At 45.3% G+C, this 18,339-nt stretch carries 15 protein-coding genes and 1 tRNA gene; 9 read left to right on the forward strand and 7 right to left on the reverse strand.

The annotated features are described in order from the left end of the window. Positions 1 to 785: 785 nt before the first annotated feature. On the reverse strand, positions 786 to 1,544 hold the full coding sequence (locus tag AC27FN_RS09435) for a CPBP family intramembrane glutamic endopeptidase (RefSeq protein WP_487167729.1): 759 nt from the start codon (positions 1,542 to 1,544) through the stop codon (positions 786 to 788). Between the two features lie 178 nt (positions 1,545 to 1,722). On the opposite strand from AC27FN_RS09435, the gene AC27FN_RS09440 reads away from it, so the two are divergent. From AC27FN_RS09440 to AC27FN_RS09450, 3 genes are all read left to right on the forward strand, one after another. After that, a complete protein-coding gene (locus AC27FN_RS09440; protein WP_487167730.1) occupies positions 1,723 to 1,974 on the forward strand; it encodes a kinase to dihydroxyacetone kinase in 252 nt (83 codons plus the stop codon). A gap of 135 nt (positions 1,975 to 2,109) precedes the next feature. Beyond that, entirely contained in the window at positions 2,110 to 2,466 is a 357-nt protein-coding gene (locus tag AC27FN_RS09445; protein WP_487167731.1) for a PadR family transcriptional regulator, read from the forward strand. Continuing rightward, complete coding sequence (locus AC27FN_RS09450) at positions 2,453 to 3,868, forward strand: DUF4097 family beta strand repeat-containing protein (RefSeq protein WP_487167732.1); 1,416 nt, start codon at positions 2,453 to 2,455, stop codon at positions 3,866 to 3,868. The genes AC27FN_RS09445 and AC27FN_RS09450 overlap by 14 nt, the downstream gene beginning before the upstream one ends. Before the next feature lie 75 nt (positions 3,869 to 3,943). Here the strand turns inward: AC27FN_RS09450 and cls are convergent, their stop codons facing one another. Further along, positions 3,944 to 5,389 (reverse strand): cardiolipin synthase, encoded by a 1,446-nt coding sequence (gene cls / locus AC27FN_RS09455; RefSeq protein ID WP_487167733.1) that lies wholly within the window; start codon positions 5,387 to 5,389, stop codon positions 3,944 to 3,946. Between the two features lie 198 nt (positions 5,390 to 5,587). On the opposite strand from cls, the gene AC27FN_RS09460 reads away from it, so the two are divergent. Genes AC27FN_RS09460 through AC27FN_RS09470 form a run of 3 tightly spaced genes read left to right on the forward strand, consistent with a single transcriptional unit; the run spans position 5,588 to position 9,259 of the window. Next, positions 5,588 to 5,734, forward strand: coding sequence for a hypothetical protein (locus AC27FN_RS09460; RefSeq protein WP_487167734.1), 147 nt, complete (start codon positions 5,588 to 5,590; stop codon positions 5,732 to 5,734). Between the two features lie 37 nt (positions 5,735 to 5,771). Continuing rightward, positions 5,772 to 7,490, forward strand: a complete 1,719-nt coding sequence (locus AC27FN_RS09465; RefSeq protein WP_487167735.1) for an ABC transporter ATP-binding protein — start codon at positions 5,772 to 5,774, stop codon at positions 7,488 to 7,490. Then, positions 7,490 to 9,259: an ABC transporter ATP-binding protein gene (locus AC27FN_RS09470; RefSeq protein WP_487167736.1), complete on the forward strand. Its 1,770-nt coding sequence runs from the start codon at positions 7,490 to 7,492 to the stop codon at positions 9,257 to 9,259. Before AC27FN_RS09465 ends, AC27FN_RS09470 begins: the two co-directional genes overlap by 1 nt. Positions 9,260 to 9,385: 126 nt before the next feature. On the opposite strand, the gene AC27FN_RS09475 is transcribed toward AC27FN_RS09470, so the two are convergent. Further along, a complete protein-coding gene (locus AC27FN_RS09475; RefSeq protein WP_487167737.1) occupies positions 9,386 to 10,621 on the reverse strand; it encodes an ATP-binding protein in 1,236 nt (411 codons plus the stop codon). A 3-nt stretch (positions 10,622 to 10,624) separates the two neighbouring features. Beyond that, on the reverse strand, positions 10,625 to 11,290 hold the full coding sequence (locus AC27FN_RS09480; RefSeq protein ID WP_487167738.1) for an endonuclease III domain-containing protein: 666 nt from the start codon (positions 11,288 to 11,290) through the stop codon (positions 10,625 to 10,627). Positions 11,291 to 11,349: 59 nt separating this feature from the next. On the opposite strand from AC27FN_RS09480, the gene AC27FN_RS09485 reads away from it, so the two are divergent. Continuing rightward, complete coding sequence (locus AC27FN_RS09485) at positions 11,350 to 11,805, forward strand: GNAT family N-acetyltransferase (protein ID WP_487167739.1); 456 nt, start codon at positions 11,350 to 11,352, stop codon at positions 11,803 to 11,805. 37 nt (positions 11,806 to 11,842) lie between these two features. After that, complete coding sequence (locus tag AC27FN_RS09490; protein ID WP_487167740.1) at positions 11,843 to 13,414, forward strand: MFS transporter; 1,572 nt, start codon at positions 11,843 to 11,845, stop codon at positions 13,412 to 13,414. Positions 13,415 to 13,611: 197 nt separating this feature from the next. Here AC27FN_RS09490 and AC27FN_RS09495 read toward each other — a convergent pair whose 3' ends face one another. Next, positions 13,612 to 14,130, reverse strand: coding sequence for a hypothetical protein (locus AC27FN_RS09495; protein ID WP_487167741.1), 519 nt, complete (start codon positions 14,128 to 14,130; stop codon positions 13,612 to 13,614). Positions 14,131 to 14,805: 675 nt separating this feature from the next. Between AC27FN_RS09495 and AC27FN_RS09500 the strand changes: the two genes are divergently transcribed. Next, the gene (locus tag AC27FN_RS09500; protein ID WP_487167742.1) at positions 14,806 to 16,329 is read left to right on the forward strand and encodes a bifunctional metallophosphatase/5'-nucleotidase; all 1,524 of its coding nucleotides are present in this window, start codon (positions 14,806 to 14,808) and stop codon (positions 16,327 to 16,329) included. A 59-nt stretch (positions 16,330 to 16,388) separates the two neighbouring features. Here AC27FN_RS09500 and AC27FN_RS09505 read toward each other — a convergent pair whose 3' ends face one another. Beyond that, a complete protein-coding gene (locus AC27FN_RS09505; protein ID WP_487167743.1) occupies positions 16,389 to 17,567 on the reverse strand; it encodes an NAD(P)/FAD-dependent oxidoreductase in 1,179 nt (392 codons plus the stop codon). A gap of 233 nt (positions 17,568 to 17,800) precedes the next feature. Then, positions 17,801 to 17,873 (reverse strand) — tRNA-Thr (locus tag AC27FN_RS09510). Positions 17,874 to 18,339 lie beyond the last annotated feature (466 nt).

Genomic DNA, 18,339 nt, shown 5'->3' on the forward strand with positions numbered 1-18,339 from the left:
TACCCTTTTAGCCTGCGCGACGAGCTGAGCGCTGGCCGCCGCCTCATCCTTTGCCAATTAACGATGATAGCGTTGCTTAAATGTCAAAAGAGATGACAAGCGTGATTCCGCCAATGTGTTTAGATTGATTTTCTTTCACTTACCAGGCCATCGCTAGCGGGATCGCTCCCTTTTTATCCTTAGAATTTTACCCACCTAAACTTTTCACGACCGGAAATTTCAGACATTTTGATAGCGCTTCCATCGAGTCTCTGCTATACTTCATGGTGAGGAAGGAAGTTGGCCTTTAATCAAGTGAGAACCCCGAAGCGATTCGCTGTGGTTCAGCGCATGAAGTCACTGCCCCGTGAAATGGTAAAGCCTTCGAAAACATCGTCAGGGAGCGAACGTCCCATTTCAATTAGATGTTTTAGTTGATTTGCTAGAGCGTGAATCATGACCGCGTTAATCCGTGTTGGCCTTAGAAAGATTCCTTCCTAATGCATCAACAAAGCCGGTTGGATGAAGTGTTCATCAATCGGCAACAGGCTGGCGGCAACCTATAATCCGTCATTTATTCAGCAGTCCCCGGGGCTGCACAATTAAACAGCCGGGATATCCGGTAGTTACTTGCGAGCGAATAATGACTTGACAACGTTGCCATGGGTTGTTTGCGAGGACCAAGTAGCGGGAAGCCATTCGTTGATAACGAGTGGCTTTTTTATTCCACATCCACTAAAATCTCGACACAAAAAAAGCCATCGATCAATTTAGCGACGGCTTCAATTCATTCTCAAGCGCGAGAATTAAGGCCAAAACGCCAAAATAAACGCGATAAAGGTGTCTGTTCCCCAGTGAAAAATAAATGCTGGCCAGATAGATCTCGAACGGATATAAAGCCCAGTCCCCATTAATCTCAATACACCAATGATTAAAATCATCTGACCTAAATGCCAATCATAAACGTAAAAATGCATTAACCCAAATATGACCATCGAAATAATCAATGCGATCCAAATACTAAGATTACGGCTTTGGTGACCATAATTCTTGACCATCGCTGCAAGGCCTAAAAACAGAATAATCCCGAATAACTCTTCAACCATTAATGTGGGAACGTTAGTCAACGCGGTAATTGTAAAATCAAAGAGTTTAACTAGCACTGTACCATGGCTCGTATTAGTAGCCACCGCTTTATTCTCGACACCACTGATAAACACTGATGCTAACTGACTGTACCCAAGGTAGAGTGGAATAAATATAACTGCAAGACTTAGATCTAGCCATGAAAAATGTTGATACAACTTCTTCAAAGGTTGTCTTGCAATAAATTTAAATAAGAGCAAATACAATAATAATGGACCAGCTATCTGATATATCCCGGTTACTAATTTTAGATTATTTGGCACAAAATTAGTTGCAACCTCAGTCCCGTTGATTGCAATTGCGGCAATAACAATGATCCAATAATTGGTTAATGATCGCATTGATGTGTCGACGAGCGGTAAATCAAATTTGGCCTGCTTTTTTTCAAGGAAAAAGCGCTTTGTGTCCTTACTATCCATTTGACAAGCCTTCCTTTTGTTTTCTAATAAGTCTAGAATATCGTTACGTATAGTTGGTACTCAATTAAATAGGCTTACAAATTAATAAATAGTACTAAAAGACACTTCACTACCCAATTGCCCCACTTTTCGTTATGGTAGAGCTAGTTTAAAAACTACGCCAAAGGAAGTCATAATCATGATTGAATTTAAATACGATACGCAGTGTCTAATCGACGGACATGATTTAGACGAGAATGAAATTGATGCACACATTAAAGCGACTTTTTCCGGGGACAGTCTCATTGCCGTGGGCGATAGTAACCTGATTAAAATCCATTTTCACACCAATAAACCGTGGGAAATCCTGGAGTATTGCGCATCATTAGGGGACATTTTTGACGTCGTCGTGGAAAACATGGATCGTCAATCTCGCGGCTTACCCGGCTAAACTCTGGATACTATGCGCTTTGACAACACTTTGTTATTCAACAAAGTGTTTTTTTAACCACATTACTTTGACACACACAGTACATCGTGGTACATTATACTCGTTTCAAAGAATAACTTTAAAAGGAGGTGCCTGATGAAGCCCGAAATTTCAAAGGATATTATCCGAGGCCATACCTCAACCATTATTTTAAATATCCTTAGTCAAGGCGATAGTTACGGTTATGAAGTCGCGAAAGCGGTACGCGCGTTAAGTGATAACGCTTATGAACTCAACGAAGCAACTTTGTACACCGCATTTCGGCGTTTGGAAAAAAACGGTGACATCACCAGCTACTGGGGTGATGAAACTCAAGGTGGGCGCCGCAAGTACTATCAACTCACAACCCAAGGCCAAACCACCCTTGCTAAAAGCGTTGCTGATTGGACCTTTGCCAAAAAAATTATTGATGACTTAATTACTGGGAGGATCACAGAAGATGGACACAATTGATCACATGGTCGCTCGTCGATTAGCAGACTACTTCGCTGACTACCCGACGACTGACGAAATGACAGAATTAAAAGAAGAATTACAAGCTGATTTAAGTGAAGCTGCTCATGAAAATGAAGCTCATGGTGAAACCATCACCGATGCAGTTAATCATGCCTTCGACAGCCTGGGCAATTTGGATGACCTCGTTGACGAAATTATGACAAATCGCGAGAACCCGACTGACCAAGCTGACCATGAAAAATCTGATGACACAACCTCAACCACCCATCAATTTGCCGGGGCCCACCATTTTCGCGGTCACCATATCGACATCACTGATGGCAAAATCATGGTAGATGGCGGTCAGACCATGCGTATCGATGAAGACGGCGTAAACATTAAAAATGGCAAGATCAGCGTGGATAAAGATGGCATTCGTTTAGGCAACCTCGTGATGGATGATCAAGGCATTCGGACAGATAACCATCAAAAAGCTCAAGCCAATCCTGAAACAGATGACCCCTTTGCAGATTTTGATGCTGCATTTGGACAGACCAATCCCGCTGATACGGAAATCTACGTAGAACGACTCAACTTAGTGAACGAACAACGCTTCAGTGCAAGCCAAGTCGAACGCATTGATTTCGACTACGCTGACGCAGCTATCCGCGTCCTCAAGAATTCAGATAGTGACAAAATTATCTTTCGCGAATACATGAGTCGAGGTAATCAAAGTTACTTTGGCAGTAGCCAAGTGACTGATGGCACATTGACGATTCGTTCGGGACGCCATCCTCATTTGTTACCCCTACGAATTCGGACTCAACTGCTGATTCCAGCATCGTTTGCCGGAGATCTACTATTAAAGGCCCATTCAGGTAGTGTTCGATTGGACGAGTTGGCGGCCTTAAAACAGGTCCGTTTAATCGTGCGCAGCGGCTCGTTAAACATCAATGGTGGGCAAATAAAGGATCTAGCCACTGAGCTTAACTCCGGCTCGCTCAAGGTCAATCATTTAGCCATATCCGGACTTTTCCGTGTTAATGCTCAAAGTGGTACCGTGCGCTTTGATGGCGTTAAAGCCGATCGATTTGAAGTCAACGCGCATTCTGGCGCCATTCGTGGTATGCGTTTAATCGGTAGCGGCACTTTTAAAGCACATTCTGGATCGATCAACCTCGCTTTTGCTCAATTAACTGGCAACCTCGATACAGCTGCCAGTTCTGGTTCAATCAAACTCGCCTTTGCTCCCGATGTTGAATACAACTTTGACCTTGATGCAGACAGCGGCAGTATTAAAGGCCCTGCCAATGCGATCTATGATCATGATAAAACTTCCTTTAAAGATGGTGCTGTCGGAGAGGATCCACACGTCTACGTCACCGCTGCTGCCAAATCAGGTTCGATTCGACTCGCATAATTTAATCTCACAACAAATAAAACCACTGGCCACCGGCAAGTAACGTGGTGACTAGTGATTTTATTTACGCTTTATTTATAAAATTGGTGATAATAATCGAGAAAAGGTCTGCTTGAACCGGGTCCAATGGCTTTGTCGATTAAAGTCCGCATACGTGACCAATCGGCTATCATGCATATCAGCTTCGAAAAGTTTCGCTAGCTCAGTGGTAATCAATGGGTCATATAAAAACGCGTTGACCTCAAAGTTTAGTTTAAAGCTACGAAAGTCCAAGTTGGCTGATCCCACCGAAGCAACACCGTCGTCGACAACCATGGTTTTCGAATGCAGAAAGCCATTTTGGTACTTAAAGATTTTGACGCCCTCGTTAGCCAGCTGCTTCGCATAGTATTCCGTCGCTCGGTAAACAAACGGGTGATCTGGTTTATCGGGAATCATGATCCGCACGTCCACCCCACTGCCAGCGGCGACACGCAAGGCGTCCAACACCGAATCATCTGGAATTAAGTACGGCGATTGAATCCACAAACGTTTCTGGGCCGAATTAATCAGCCGCAAGTAACCCATTTTAATCTGCTGTTTATCCGAATCGGGACCGGAGGAGACAATCTGCATATTGGTCTCACCCCTGACCTTTGTCACTTTGAAAAAGTCTTCGGTAACTGCCAACGGATTTAGCCGACTGGTGGCATTCCAGTCACGAATAAACCGTGATTGAAGTCCATAAACACCGGCGCCAATAATTCGCAAATGCGTGTCACGCCAGTAGCCAAATTTAGCTTTGCGCCCGAGATATTGATCACCAATGTTAAACCCACCGGTATAGCCAATCGCCCCATCGATCACCACAATCTTACGGTGATCACGAAAATTCAGACGAAAATCGGCCCAAGCACTGTGTGTCTGCAAGAACGGGTAAGCTTCTCCACCGACAGCACGCAAGGGATCATAAAATTTTGGTCGAACACCCATGGACCCCCATGAGTCATAAAGCACACGCACAGCTACCCCTGATTGCGCTTTACGAATCAATAATTGCAGTAACTCATTGCCGATTTTATCATCGTAAATCGTATAGAACTCAATATGAATACTTTTTTTGGCCCGCTCGATATCTTCAAAGAGGTCATGAAATAAAGCCTTACCATCACTGATAATGTGAATACGATTGTTTCGCGTTAAAAAGGCCTGGTCCGACTCGATAAATAAATTGACCGTTCCTAACGCTGTTGCCGTCACACTGTCCGCTTCATTTCGCTCGGATGATAGCTCATCGCGTTGTAACGCCAGCCGTTCATCCAGCTGAAGTTGTTCTTGTTCTCTAATTTGAAATAACCGATTCTTCGGTAGTCGACGCCCGACAAAGGCGTAAGCCACGAAGCCAATAACTGGCAAAAAGACCAGCACCAGTAGCCAAGCCCAAGTGGCAGCAATATCGCGTGGCTCGCGAAAAACGGTAATAAACGCCAGTACCGCATTAACGTAAATAATAATTTGTAGAATTAAATGCACCCAATCCATGGTGAGGTCCCCTCAATCATAAGCTACGTTCATCTTACTCATCTTTTCTTTATCCCGCGAGTATTTTTCGCTACTAATTGCGCAGTTTGAGCAGTTGTTGGTCATAAATATGCGTTGTTCGATGGCTTTTTAACTGTCTAAGCCGTTAAGTTATGCGTATAATAGGAAAAATCACATTCAACAAGTGGAGGAAAACGTATGTCTATCTTTGCGATTGGTGGCTTTCATGGTCTAGGCACTTTTCGGCTGTTGCACCGCGGCTTTAGCCAAGATCCGCGCAGCGCAATGATTATATTACTATTTTTAGTCATCATTATCGCCATCTATCTGCACCGCCGGCGATAATGCATCAATCTATTTTAAGAAAACGGGGGTGTGTTCGATGAAGCTACTTCGATCACATATTTCACCTTTTAAATGGGGCATCACTTGGGCCATCTTGTCGGCGGCCATCATGGCCGGCGCAAGTTTGTGGCAACCAAAATTACTGCAGTCCGTGATTAAAGCCATTTTGGCGGGGGATAATCATCAACTGACCCAAGTTGGCATTTTACTAGTCATAATCGCTGTCATCGGCTTATTCGCTGGCGCACTAAACACGGTCTTCTCTGCACAAGTCGCGATGGGGATGGCAGCTGACATTCGTGAAGCCGCTTATCGTAAAATTCAGACGTTCTCTTTTAGTAACATTGAACGTTTTTCCGCTGGGAATTTAGTCGTCCGATTAACAAATGATATCAACCAAATTCAAACACTCGTGATGACCGTTTTACAGGCATTGATTCGCGTGCCAATCATGTTCTTTGGTGCCCTGATCCTTGCCTTAACGACACTTCCACAATTATGGTGGCTGATCGTCGTGCAGGTTGTCTTAGTGCTGGTGGTGGTGTTTAGTACCTTCGGCCGAATGGGTAAACGCTTCGGCTTAATGCAAACGTTAATTGATAAAGTCAATCAATTGGCCAAAGAGAACCTCATGGGCGTTCGGGTGGTGAAATCTTTTAATCAAGAAGCCAACGAACAAACACGCTTTGATAAAGTCTCCGATGATTTAAATGATCAAAATATCGCGGTTGGCATGATCTTCTCACTGATCATCCCAGCCTTCATGCTGATCGGCAACATGGCGGTCGTTGCCGCGATTTACTTCACTGGTGATATTGCGCAAACACACCCTGGCGCCGTCGCGGCCATTGCCTCCTTCATTAATTATCTGATGCAAATTATGTTTGCCATTATTAACGGCGGCATGATGCTGACCTTTTCCGCCCGGGCCATGGTTTCGCTGCAACGGTTAGGTGAAATTATGTCAACTAAACCAGATATTGTGTATCCAGAAAATGCGCCGGCGGTGGCCTTAACGGGATCGGTCACGTTTAATCACGTCTCCTTCACCTATGATGGCGATGATCAACCGACATTAAATGACATCTCCTTTAATGTCCAACCTGGCGAAATGATCGGCATTGTCGGCGCAACCGGTTCCGGGAAGTCAACTTTAGCGCAATTGATTCCGCGTTTGTACGACCCCCAGACCGGTACCGTCAGTGTTGGTGGCGTCAACCTCAAGGAGGTTAACGAACGGTCATTGCGTCAGGCTGTTGCCTTTGTCTTACAACGCGCCATTTTATTTTCTGGAACCGTCGCCCAAAACCTTCGCCAAGGTTTAAAGTCCGCCACCGAAGCAGACATGGATCGTGCTAGTCAGATTGCCCAAGCCGCTGAATTTATCGATCGTCTGCCAAATCGCTACGAAGCCACCATTGAAGAACGGTCCAGCAATTTCTCCGGTGGACAAAAACAACGTTTATCGATTACCCGTGGCGTCATCGGCCAGCCTAAAGTGCTCATTTTAGATGATTCCACCTCCGCACTAGATGCTGAATCAGAAAAATTAGTTCAAGAAGCGCTGAACCATGAACTAAAAGGCACGACCACCTTTGTGATTGCCGAAAAAATCTCGTCAGTCGTTCACGCTAATCGTATCCTCGTGTTGGATCACGGTCATTTAGTCGGTGAAGGAACTCATCAACAGCTAGTGGCTACCAACCCGATCTATCAGGAAATTTACGCTACGCAAAAGGGAAAGGGGGATGCCTAATGTCTGAAGTCGGTCGTTCGATGCGTTTTTTCTATCATTATCTAAAGCGCTACAAAATCAGCTTTACCATCATCATAATTGCGATTATCATCTCGACTTACTTTTCGGTGATCGCACCAATCTACATGGGGAAAGCCGTCACTGCTCTAGCAAAATACGTCTTCGCTTTAGCCCACGGGGTCAATAACAAGGCCAACTTTGTCCACTTCATCTGGTTACTGGGGCTCTTTTACTTACTCAGCATCCTCGGGACACTCATCATGAACATCGGCATCACGTACGTCACTGGCTACGCGACAAATCGGATGCGGCGGGGCTTATTTGGTAAACTTCAGCGAATGACGATTCGCTTCTTCGACTCCCACCAAGACGGCGATGTTTTGAGTCGGTTTACCAGTGACTTAGACAACATCTCTAACGCCTTAAACCAGGCCCTCGGTGAAATCATGATCAACATTGCAATGATGATTGGCATTCTCATCGTGATGTTTCAACAAAACGTCAGAATGGCCTGGGTCACCTTAAGTACCGCCCCGATTGCAATTGCCTTAGCAATCTTCTTAATCAATCGGACGCGTAAATATACGGATTTACAGCAAGATGAAGTCGGTTCACTAAACGGCTATATCAACGAACAAATAAGTGGTCAAAAGATCAATATTACCAATGGCTTACAGGCAGAATCCATCGCGGGGTTTTTACCCCACAATCAAGCCGTTCGTAAAGCGACCACCCGCGCACAAACCTATTCCGGTATGTTATTTCCGGTCATGCAGGGATTATCCTTGGTCAATACGGCGATCGTGATTTTCTTCGGGAGTTGGCTGGCGTTAAATTCAGGCATGAGTCGCGCGGCAGCTTTAGGCTTAGTCGTTGTCTTTGTTCAATATTCCCAGCAGTTTTACCAACCGATCACGCAAATTTCCACGCTCTACAGTATGTTTCAGTTAGCTGTGACTGGGGCCAGACGACTTAATCAGATGTTTGACGAGCCAGATGAAGTCACTCCTGCTAACGGTGTGCAACTCACACCTGGCAAAACCAGCGCTGCCTTACGTCACGTGCGGTTTGGTTATGATCCCGACCGTGAGATTCTCCACGATGTCTCCATTGACGTCGAACCAGGCCATATGGTTGCTTTGGTCGGCCCAACCGGTTCTGGGAAGACCACCATCATGAATCTGCTCAATCGTTTTTACGATGTCGATGCTGGGTCAGTGACGATTAATAACACCGACGTACGCCAACTAGATCTCAAAAACTTGCGCGATCATGTTGGGATCGTCTTACAAGACAGTGTCTTATTTTCTGGTACGATTGCCTTTAATATCAAATATGGCCAACCCAACGCCAGTGATGAAGCGATGGTAGCCGCGGCAAAACAAGCCCACATCCATGACTTCATCATGTCACTAGATGACGGTTATGACACCCAAGTGACGGATGAGAATTCCGTCTTCTCAACTGGTCAAAAACAACTCATTAGTATTGCCCGCACCATCTTAACCAATCCATCGTTACTCATTTTAGATGAAGCGACTTCCAACGTAGATACCGTCACCGAGGCGCAAATCCAACAAGCCATGGACGCCGTCGTTCAAGGCCGCACGAGCTTTGTCATCGCTCACCGCCTCAAAACGATTTTAAACGCTGATAAAATCGTGGTCTTAAAGAATGGGCAGGTCATTGAGCAAGGCACGCACCAAGCCTTATTAGACGAACATGGTTTTTACGCAGCGCTTTATCACAATCAATTTGTTTTTGAATAATTTCAACAAACAAAGCATCCCTGATCGCAGCAATGTTTGTTATGCAGCGATCAGGGATGCTTTGTTGTTCATAGCTCAACCTTCCGCCGCTTTGCCAACACCTATAGTTACTGCTGCGCCGGTGCTTCAGTCAAACCGCGGACTGGCGGTTTCATGATGAATCATTGTTTTTTTGAAACGGACAGCTACTGGCTCGGCAAAAGTGTTCCCGACCAACATCGCCTCACCGGTTCCTTGATGGGCAATTGCCGAAATCAGCGACGCAGGGACCATCGCTAATTTTTGCAATTCTGACATAACCGTTAACCGGTGAACGACTAAATTACCGAATTCTCCCAGTAATTGAGCCGGCAAATCAAGGGGACTTTGCGTCGTCAACAGCAGGTACAACCCCACTTTGCGACCTTCTCGCGCAATTCGTGAAAGACCATCTTCACTAAACGCACCGGTTTTAGTTGCAGCAGCGGTTAAGTAACGATGCGCCTCATCAACCACCAGCACAACCGGTCGTCGCGCAGCTGGTTGCTCTTTAATGGCTAATAGCTGGGCGGCCAAAATTGAAACGACTAATGCACCGGCGGCTAAATCTTGACTTAGCGCTGACGCATCCACAACCAAACAACGATCAGCTGCTTTAACAGAAGCAAACAAACGCATTAAGTACACCACGTCAAGTTGCGTATGAGCAGACCGCTGCCGCATTGCTTCAGCATTCATCGGCAAGCGAAAAACCTGTTGGAAGGTGCGGGTTGCTAATAATTTTCTGATGGCGATTAATGCTGGCCCAAGTTTACGTTGTCGTTTGTCATCGTATTGTTGACCGATCAGAGTGAAATCAGCCTGTTCACCAATTGTTGGCATCACACATTCTTCTAATAATTGAGCTGGTAACAGTTCAATGTGATACGGTCGGGGAAAATCATGCAGTTGTGCGACCTGTTGCTCATAAGTTGACCAGGAACGGGCTAATTTTCGGTACGGGGTTGCCTGATGCAACACATTATTAGCAATTCGTAAGCTCGTTATGGCTTGATCGATCAAGGTAATCACTGCGGCGTCCTTAATCCCAGCCAACGAAGCTAGTTGCGTCGCAGTGAGCATCCGATAATCGAGAAAGGCATTGGTCCCCAGTTTCCCCACGACGGCGTGCGGTAAATGAGCATATTCGCCGGTGGGATCAATCACGATGGCGGTTTGATCATTTGCCATTAGTGCATCAATCAACGTTACCGTAGTCGTCGATTTACCACTGCCCGTTTGACCGACGATTAACAAATGTTGATTGAACCATTGGTCGGCAGTTAGGTTAACCGGGTTGGCCTGAGCGCGTGTCACTGCGACATTTGTTAGCATTTTGGTCATCCATTATTCCTCGCTTCCATCAGTCAACGACAATGTAAAATCGGCCATAAAGCTAGTCGACCATTGCTGTTGGTTTTTGACCCGTTTACCGAAGCCATCGATGAGGGCATGTAACTCTTGAAATTCATCCCAGTTCAAACTCGCATTCGTTTCAACTAACGCTTGGAAAGCACGGTAGGTTGCCGGTACTTCAACTCCCATCCACCCAAACTGGCGGCGAGCGTAAGTATCGGCAATAAAAAGGGGCTTATGAAAGCCATATAACATGATATCATCTGCCGTCTCATTGCCGATTCCTTTAACCGCCAACAATTCGGCTTGCAAAGTTGCACGATCCATTTGTTCAATTTCGGCTAAATCATCGTGATGTTGACCGACCCACTTGGCGGCCTCGATCAGATAACTCGCCTTAGTCCGATATAATCCGGCCCGCTTAATCACCTCTGCTAAGTCTGCCACCGAATAGGCGCGGATCTGGGCGGGATCATTATTGGTCGCTGCTAGTAAATCCCGAGCGGCTGCATCTGCATTTGTTGAACTAGCATTTTGAATCAAAATTGCCGTCCACATCACTTGCAAAGGTGATTGGGCCCACAATGCACCAATTGTCATCCAATTTTGTGGACCCATATTTTTTTCTAAAATGTTGTATAGTGGTCGTAAATTCATTATGGTTATCCTCTGAGGTTATTTTAGCTTACTCACTACTGAAGGAAAAGGAACTGCACATGTCCGAAATAATCGTGCGTACGGCAAAAAAGACTGACTACCCAGCTTTAGAGCGCATTTATTTTATCGATCGTTATCGTGACTTTCCATGGGTCAGTCAACCTCAATTAACCGACTTCGAACGAGATAGTCGGCACGAATACATTCTGGTGGCCGTCATTGATCAAAAAATCGTCGGCTTCCTATCATTCTACCGCTTAGCTAACTTTATTCATTTATTATTTGTTGATCCTGCCTATCGCCATCAACATGTCGGCTATCGGTTGATTGAAACGATGCGTCAATCCGCAACTGGCTTAATGCAATTGAAGGTTGTCACAGCTAATTTCTCTGCTCGCGCGTTCTATGAACGACTTGGCTTTCAAGAAACGAAGCGTGATGACCTAGCAACTCCGCCTAACATCACCTTAACCGATACCAGACGGGACCGATATCCATTTTTGGCACGTCAATAATCACTACCCACCATCAAAATAAAAGGACGAACTATTAATGAAGACACAAGCTCACTTTAGTGCAGCGGTTAAACATTGGCTCGCACTAGCCGCCATTTGTCTAGGTATTTTTATGGCCTTGCTAGACGTTACGGTTGTTAACGTCGCATTGCCGACCGTACAAAAAGATTTTAATGAATCATTCGACAACCTTCAATGGATTATCAACGCTTACACGATGATGTACGCGGTATTCTTACTCGTTTTTGCAAAACTTGGCGATTTGTTCGGTCGCAAACGTTTCTTCCAATTAGGGATGGTCATCTTTACTTTGGGTTCGTTAGCATCAGCTTTATCGCAAAGTGGCCTGCAACTCAACTTGGCCCGTGGTCTACAAGGTGTCGGTGGTGCGGCAATGATGAGTCTTTCAATGGCCATCGTGGCGGCAACTTTTACAGGTCAAGAACGTGGAATTGCGTTAGGCATTTGGAGTTCCGTGATTGGCCTTGCAACAGCGATTGGTCCACTAGTGGGTGGTGTATTAGTTCAGTTATTTTCTTGGCGAGCCATTTTTCTCATTAACGTCCCCATTGGCATCATCGCCTTAGTTTTGGGCCGATGGTTCATTAACGACTCTTATGGCAATCGTCACGGGCACGTTGATTTAATTGGGCTAGCTTTAAGTACATTAGCTATTTTTGCCATTATCGTAGGCCTATTGCAAAAGGAAAATCATCCTAACTGGGCCTGGAGCAACCTACACATCGTCGGCTTATTGGCTGGTGGATTCATTTTATTAATTGCTTTCGTGCTGATTGAACGGCATCTCAGCGATCCGATGATTGACATGCATATGTTTGCGTCCCCTTCATTTGTGGGTTCCGCCTTAGCTTCCTTTGGCTTAGGTGCCGGCTTGTACGCCTTCTACGCTTATTTAACGGTCTTGATGCAAAATTATATTGGTTATTCAGCGATGCAAACCGGTATTCGGCAGCTAACGATCAGCGTCTTTAGCCTTTTTCTAGGCCCAATTGTCGGCATGCTGACCAACCGTTTTTCCAATCGTTGGCTGGCTTTCAGTGGCTTGGTCTCAATCAGCCTCGGACTGTGGCTAATTTACCGCTCCATTAATCCAGCTGTCACCTATGTCGACTTTGCACTTGGTTTCGTCTTTCTTGGTTTAGGCAATGCCACCGTCAACCCACCGCTATCATCAGCTGCCATTGGTGGTGTCAAGCCGGAACACGTCGGAATGGCCAGCGGCATTGCCAATGTCTTTCGCCAGTTCGGGATTAGCTTTGGGGTGGTGACGCTAGGTATTCAACTGACCAATGCTTATCATCAGTCCCTAACCACGGCATTACCCCATGTTAAACTGCCACCAGCTGCGCTAACCGGCATTCAACATGGTTTGCTGGCAGCTGGTCCATTTTCTGGTCCGGCAGTTCTCGCCAGCAATCGAGCTGCTAAGCTACGGCAATTACCTGCCTTTAAAGAAGTCCATGGGGCGGTCATTAACGCCTTCGACCTCGGGATGCAACACGTGCTTCTCTTATCGATGGTCTTTACCATTGGCGGTGCAATTGCAGCCGCGCTACTCATTCGTGATCACGACGACTTTAATCAGTGAACGTTAAGGAAAACAGGCTTGGGACATAAGTATATGTAAGGCGAACGTTGCCTTGATAACGCGCGCCAAACTCCTGCCAATTCCGTCCAACATAAATAGCGCTGCTTCCCACAGTTCGGGAAACAGCGCTATTTTCGTTGGTACTCGTTGGCAAAACGGAGTTATGTCACAGCTCCGTTTTTGGCTAGCAAATTCATTTATTGGATCGCATTCGGATTTTCAAACGTATTCACAATATGACCGTCAGCGAATACAAAAAAGGCACCGGTTTGCCCGCGTTGGCCTTGTTGCATCGCAGCCTGAGAAAAGCCATCAAAATTATACGCCGTTTGACCATCAATAGTTGATGCACCTAAAAATTGATAAACGGTATCCCCTTGGTTCGTGCCATATTGGGCAATTAATGCATTTAGTGCCATCGTCTGGTCACTAATTGCCACTGTGGCAGTTGAGGCAGCTGCAGATGGCGTTTTGTCACTCACGGTTGCACTTGAGGAGGAATTAGTCGTCGAACTCGCCAACGCACTACTCGTCGACACGCTGGCCGAACTAGCTGATTGTGAACTGGAACTCGACGTAGCTTTCACCTTTTTAGCTGATCGACTCGTTTGCGACTGACTTGAAGTCGACGCATTTGATTGCCCAGAATTAGACGCACAACCGGCCAACCCTATCACCATTAATGCGCTCACTCCAAGCATGATGAATTTCTTCATAAATAACCTCCCAGACCCCAGCAACTTTCGTATAATATCGTTCTTTACATAGCTCAATTATAATTTTAAGCGTAACCGACTTGCAAGCCGATTCATGACTTGTCTGGAAAATTTAATTTACACATTTACGTATCAAATTTGTAATAACTCAACCATTAACTGGCGGTGTTTAAAAGATTAGTTTGCCGGTTGTTTTAAACAAAAACATGTCACAAATGTTGTTATAACAAGCCGATGTTGAAAATAAAATCAGAAATATTCACATCAGCTATGAATATGAAAACAATTTCTTTAATATCGACTTCAATACGGCCTAACCACGAACGCTTAACGCCTTGAACTATATGTTTGGTCGTGTATACTAACAACTGCAAAAGACCCTCGTCATCTAGATCATTCATTGAAAGGGGGGATGCCCTCGTGAACTGCGGATTGGAAAGGAGGTACCTTAGTAAAAAAGTTAGTCCAGACGATCACAACCAAAAGAAGGCTAGCTTGGCTCAACTTTTGTGCTCAATCTGAATCGGTCATGCGACCGTTCCAGAATCGCGACTACAATTAGCCGGTCTTTCAATGACGTTTGCTAGTTTTATTTTCCGACAAAATGGTGTTTGTGTCAGGGCACCGTTTACATATTGAAGAATGCCAATTTGAATCCTTGCCCATGAGGTGCTTATGAACTTAACAATTTTATCAACCGGTGATATTCATGGTTATATTGCACCAATTAACTATCATGAACCAAATCAAGTTGGCCCCGGTGGACTAACGCGGGTGGCCGCCTATCTTGAAGAAATCAAAGCAACGGCTGGTTATGATGACATGGTTCTAACTGTTGATAACGGTGACTTTATTCAGGGATCGCCGCTAACCGAATATTTACATCGCTTCGATCCATTTGTTGCACCTGATTTGAGTCGGATTATGAACCGCATGAAATACAATGCCACCATACTAGGCAACCACGAATTTAACTATGGTCGGGACTATCTCGAATTAGTCATGTCCAAACGCCAATTTCCCGTTCTTTGTGCCAATATTTTAGATCAGGATGGCGACCCGTATTTTGGCACGCCTTATCACATCTTTAGAAAACATAACGTTACCGTCGCGATCCTTGGATTGACCACTACCGCCGTGACCAAATGGGAACCACGCCGGCATCTAACGGGACTATCCTTCGTTTCAGCAGTACAGACCGCCAAAAATTATTTACCTCAGTTACAAAAGCAAGCGGATGCGGTTATCATCGCTTACCATGGCGGTTTTAATGACGATCCTTGGTCATCTGAACCAGATGAAGCCACCGCCCTAACGACGCTGCCTGGCGTCAATGCGATGATCACCAGTCACCATCAACCACTCGCCAGCCTAGTGAACAATATTCCAGTTACCCAAGTTGGCTGCCACGGCACCAGTATTGGTCGACTTGATTTAACCATTGATCAACATCTTGTCACACAAGCAAAAGCCAGTCTAATTCACACGGATACGCGGCTCCCATCCTTAAATCCAGTTCCGCCATCGATTCAAACGGCTGAATTAGAAACCCGTTCGTGGTTAAATCAAGAACTTGGCTATTTGCCAGGTGGCGCTAAACTAACCGACCTTACAGATGCCCAAGTTCATGGTCATCCATTGATTGATTTTTTTAATCAAGTTCAATCAGACGCCGCAGCAGTGGACATCTCAGGTGCCGCCATTTTATCACCGACTAGCCAAGGGTTTGCGGAACACGTGACGATGCGCCAAGTCTTAACTAACTATCCGTTTTCAAATTCACTGGCGGTACTCGAAATCACTGGTGCTGATTTATATGCCGCTTTAGAAAGATGCGCCAGCTATTGGCAGTGGCACAATGGTCAATTACATCCGGTTGCCGCGAGTCGGCCTAATCAATACGATCTGTTTGCAGGGATTGATTATATCTTTGATGTCACTAAACCAATTGGCAAACGGGTAGTCGCCCTCCACTATCATCATCAACCAGTCAATCCTGATGATCGCCTGCACATCGTGTTAAATCACTACCGAGCACTGGGCGGTGATGGCTTTTCGATGTTTTCAGCCAATAAGATTATCAAAGAGCTTCCGATTAGCATGCCTAAATTAATTGAACAATATTTTAAAAACCATCCGCATATAAATTTATCTCACCCAGATTTATACAAAGTCACAGCGAAAGATCTCGTTTTGTAGACACATAAAAACGCCCTGGTTCCGATATTCGAAAACCAGGACGTGTTTATCAACTCGGATTAACTCAAATGGCGGAGCATATTGCCAACGCCCGATTCTTCCATGATGGTGCGATCGTTGACCATCTTCTTCAAGAGTGACACTTTGCGACCACGCAGTTTTACACTACCGCGATCACCCAATTCAGCGATACCGACCCTTGGTCCTAGTGAGCACACTGTTCCGAGTGATTTATAAGTAAATGGGGTCATCGTGTTACCCGCCAGCTGAGCACGCAAATTTTTTGCTACATGAGTCGCCTGCGCGATAGAAATTTGCCCAGTCGTTGGGTAAAACCGCCCGCTTGCTGGGTCAGGCACAGCACTCACATCACCGATAATAAAGACCTCAGGATGGTCTTTTAACGTCAGCGTTGGATCAACCGCCACGCGATTGCGTTTTTGCTGAAAGCCTGAATCTGCAATTACATGGCTCCCACGCACACCCGTCGTCCATATAATTGTGTTGGCATTAAATGTTGTATCACCACTCTTTACGCCAGTTGGCGTCACTTCATCAATCGGCGTGGACGTGTGAATAACCGCGCCATGGTCAGCTAAGTACTGAACTGCGTAATCCACTAACTTTTGATCAAACATTGGTAATACCTTTGGGGCCGCTTCTAAACAGGTGATTTGGATCAGTTCGGCTGGTAAATGGTATTCTTCGATCAATGAAGGCATTCTATGAACTAATTCGCCCAATAATTCAACGCTAGTAAACCCGGCGCCACAAACGATAATATGCAGGTCATTCTCGTCTTGCGTCTCCTGGTAGCCAGCCAAGCGATCTTCTAAGTGTCGACGAATGGCTTCTGCTGTCTTAATATTCTCTAGGGGCAATGCATAGTCAGCAGCCCCTTTAATGCCAAAGTCCTCCGACTCGAAGCCAAGTGCGGTGATTAAATAGTCATAAGTAAGCGGCTGACTTTGATCTGCTAATGTAATTGTTTTGGCTTCCACATCAATATTAGTTACGGTGGCTACCGTGAATGTGACATCTTCAGGTAACGCTTGTTTGATATCAAAGGTAATGTGGTCTGGCTCATTAGTCCCAATCGCCACGGTATGCAATGCGGTCGCTTCATAATGATATGGATCGCGATTAATCAATGTTAAATGTACATTAGGCGTCCCGTGCAGCTCGCGTATCGCACGAAGACCAGCATAACCGGCACCTAAAACAACAACTTCAGTCATAGTTAGTTCCTCCACTAAATTTTATTGATATGACTCGTTCAACTATCTAAAACATCTATAATTTCATTATAAGTGGCGCCTGTTCAGATGTCTTAGAATACGCTTTCACAATTCATAAAATTACCGCAAATTACCGCCATCTAAAAATAGTCTCAGAAATCAAATGCTGATTCCTGAGACTATTTTGCTAATAAAACCATATCTAAATGTGGTTGTAATGAGGCTAACTTCGATGCCGGATAGGTGACTCGAACACCTGACCCTCGGTTTACGATACCGATGCTCTACCAACTGAGCTAATCCGGCAAGACTAATTGGCACAACTGCTAGTATAGCGAACTTGCCCGTTTGCTTCAAGTACCTTTCTAAATCAAAACGTGGGTCCATCGCGGGTTTGAAGACGGCTAAGGTCCGTGATCAGGTGTGTGTGCGTGCTCTTTTTAAGCGACGTGATGACATCTGTCCACAAGAGCCTCAAGGTGGTGAAAAATCCGGGTGCTATCAAACCACCAACAACTGTTCGTACTCTCCATTCCGACCAAATAATAAAGCAAGGAAGTTTATGTAATGTCCCTTACAAGTAAATTCATCCTAAATGAATAATTCTAGAACCAGGGTCTACACACTGTCCCGCCTGCGGGTTCTTAACTTAAATAAGCTGTTTAGGGTAAAGGTAAGGCTAGGCGCAAACCTGAATAACGGTACAAAAAAATCGTCAATCCGCAGATTGACGATTCATATGCATGGCGACGGCCTACCCTCGCAGGGAGCG

The sequence above is a fragment of the Furfurilactobacillus sp. W61-4 genome (assembly GCF_057545565.1).